Genomic DNA, 2,902 nt, shown 5'->3' with positions numbered 1-2,902 from the left:
TGTCAGCGGCCATGAGATCCTGAACGGAGACGGCCAAAGAACTGAACGCTGGCGGCCACGAGAACTGCGCGGTGGCGGCCACCAGATCTGCTTGATCGATTGACCGTTGTCCCGGTGGGTCCACCGCCGGGACGCTCCTCCCCGGTGTGATGGGCGTGCTTGAAGCACCCAACCACCGAGGAGAAGCACGTGAAGTCTGACGAGGAGATCATGGAGATTCTTGAAGCGTTCGACCTGACCCGCAGTTTCCGAGATGCCGGTGAGCTGGCCGGTTGCTCACCGAACACCGTCGCCCACTGGGTGGCGGCCCGAGACACCGGGACTTTGGAGACGCCCGCCCGGCGCGACCAGCTGATCGACCCGTTCCTCGTCAAGTTGGAGGAATGGGTGGAGGCCTCGAAGGCCAAGATCCGCGCCGACATAGCGCATGACAGGTTGGTGGACCTCGGCTACACCGGCTCGGAGCGCACCACCCGCCGGGCAGTGGCCACCGCCAAGTTGGCCTTTCGCAACGGCCGGCGGCGCATCTACCGGCCGTGGGTGCCCGAGCCGGGGATGTGGTTCCAGTACGACTTCGGCGACGGCCCCGTGATCGGCGGGAGGGCGACGGTGCTGTTCTGCGCCTGGCTGTCGTGGTCGCGGTTCCGGGTGGTCATCGCCATCTGGGACAAGTCCCTGCCCAGCGTCATCGCCTGCATCGACGCCACCCTGCGCCGCTTCGGCGGTTGCCCCACCTACGCCCTCACCGACAACGAGAAGACGGTGACGACCACCCACGTGGCCCGCATCGCCATCCGCAACCCGGAGATGGTCGCCGCCGCCCGCTTCTACGGACTGACCATCGCCACCTGTGTCGTGGCCGACCCCGAGTCCAAGGGGGGCTCGGAGGCCACGGTCCGGGTGGCCAAGGCCGACCTGGTGCCCACCGACGCCAACCTGCTCCCCGCCTATGAAAGCTTCGCCGCCCTGGAGGCGGCCTGTGACGCCTTCTGCACCGAAGTCAACGCCCGGGACCACCGGGTGACCCGGCGGCCCCCGGTGGAGATGCTGGCCGAGGAGCGCCACCGCCTGCACCGCCTGCCCGAGCGGGCCTACACCGCCGCCTTCGGGGTCACCCGCACCGTGGGGGCCAACACCCCCGTCATCGCCCATGAGGGCGGTGAGTACTCCGTGCCCCACCGCCTGCGGGGCGAGACCGTCTGGGCCCGGGCCCACGGCGAGGACATCGTCATCACCCACGTGGGCAAGGGCGGCGCAGTCGAGGTCGCCCGCCACGAACGGACCACGCCGGGCAACCCCCGCCACCTCGACGAGCACTTCGGGCCCACCCCGGAGGGACCGCTGCACCGCACCCCGCGGGCCACAAACGACGCCGATGCCGCATTCCTGGCCCTGGGGGCGGGGGCGGCGCTGTGGCTGAGCGCCGCCGGGGAGGCCGGCGTGAGCAGGCCCCGCCCCAAGATGGCCGAGGCCGTGGCCCTGGGGGCGCTGCACGGGACGGCGACGGTGGACTGGGCCCTGGGCCACGCTGCGGTGATGGGCCGCTTCGCCGAGGGCGACCTGGCCTCGATCATCGCCCATCACGCCTCGGCTGGCGTGGGCGATGCCCGCAGCGCCGGCGACGAGCACACCCTCCAGCCCGGCACCTCCGCCTGGGAAGGCTTCGGCCGATGAGCGTCGTGTGGGAGTGCGGCTCCTGCGGCACCCGCTCGCTGGAGCGCCGCTGTGAGGAGTGCAACCTGTTCTGCTCCAAGGTCGGGCCGGGTGGCGAGTGTCCCGAGTGCTCCGAGCTGGTGGCCGCCGCCGAACTGGAAGGCGGAGGGGGCCCCGAGCACCCGGTCGTCAGTGTGGATGTCCTCGACGCTGCCGAGTTGGCCGAGGTCGTCGATCACATCGCCGAGTGGCTCACCGACGCGCCTCCGGCGGTCACCGCCAGCCTCGGCGACCACGGCGGCGGGCCCGAGGCCGGCGACGTCGTCCTCGAGACCCTGGCCCGGCACAGCCGGGCCCTGACCGCGGCGGTCGCATCATGAGGACGCCGGAGCCCCCGCCGTTGGCCGAGGACATCGAGGCGCTGCTGCGCCGGCTGCGCCTGCCCCACATCCGCCGCCACGCCCCCGAGGTGATCGCCACCGCCCGGGCCCAGCGCTGGGAGCCGGCCGAGGTGCTGCGGTCCCTGCTCACCGAGGAACTGGCCGGGCGGGAACGGTCCTCCCTCGCCACCCGCCGCAAGGCCGCCGCCTTCCCTGCCGGCAAGAGCTTCGAGTCCTGGGACCCCGCCGCGTCGTCGATCCCCGCTCCCACCCAGTCCGCCCTGCGCACTCTGGAATGGGTGCGCAGGCGGGAGAACCTGGTCGTGTGCGGGCCGTCGGGCACGGGCAAGACGATGTTCCTCGAAGCCCTGGGCCAGCTGGCGGTGGAGGCGGGCATGAAGGTGGCCTGGTTCGCCCTCGATAACCTGGGTGCCCTCGTCCGTCGCCACCGGGCCGACGACAGCGTCGCCCGGGCGGTGGCACGCATCCTGGGGTCCGAGCTCGTCGTTATTGATGACGTGGGGCTGCTCCCGGTGAGCCCCGACGCAGCAGAGGGCCTCTACCGCCTCGTGGACGCCGCCTATGAGAAACGGTCGGTGGCCGTGTCGTCCAACCTGCACCCGTCCGGTTTCGACGAGCTGATGCCGAAAACACTCGCCGGGGCGACGGTTGACCGCCTTCTCCACCATGCCCACGTCTGCGTCACCACCGGCGACAGCGTGCGGCTTCAGCAGGCGACGAACGGAAAGGGGGTGGAGCCGCTGGCTTGAACGCGCGCAGTTCTGGTGGCCATCACCGCGCAGTTCTGATGGCCGCCAGCGCGCGGTTCCCGAGTCCGTCTCCGTTCAGAATCTCGTGGCCCTTGACAG

Annotated in this window: 3 protein-coding genes; all 3 read left to right on the top strand. The window is 71.2% G+C overall.

Features of this window, described 5'->3' with window-relative positions; genetic code table 11:
* Positions 1 to 189: 189 nt before the first annotated feature.
* The 3 genes from istA to istB are packed head-to-tail and all read left to right on the top strand — an operon-like array spanning position 190 to position 2,803.
* Complete coding sequence (istA, locus tag AB1467_07360; protein ID MEW6296072.1) at positions 190 to 1,674, top strand: IS21 family transposase; 1,485 nt, start codon at positions 190 to 192, stop codon at positions 1,672 to 1,674.
* Entirely contained in the window at positions 1,671 to 2,033 is a 363-nt protein-coding gene (locus AB1467_07355) for a hypothetical protein (GenBank protein MEW6296071.1), read from the top strand. Before istA ends, AB1467_07355 begins: the two co-directional genes overlap by 4 nt.
* Entirely contained in the window at positions 2,030 to 2,803 is a 774-nt protein-coding gene (gene istB / locus AB1467_07350) for an IS21-like element helper ATPase IstB (protein MEW6296070.1), read from the top strand. Before AB1467_07355 ends, istB begins: the two co-directional genes overlap by 4 nt.
* The last annotated feature ends 99 nt before the right edge of the window (positions 2,804 to 2,902 follow it).

This window comes from Candidatus Diapherotrites archaeon (genome assembly GCA_040755695.1).
In the GTDB taxonomy this organism is placed as follows: Archaea; Iainarchaeota; Iainarchaeia; order Iainarchaeales; family 1-14-0-10-31-34; genus JBFMAK01.
Note: the sequence above shows the minus strand (reverse complement) of the source record. Positions and strands in the feature narration are given on the sequence as shown.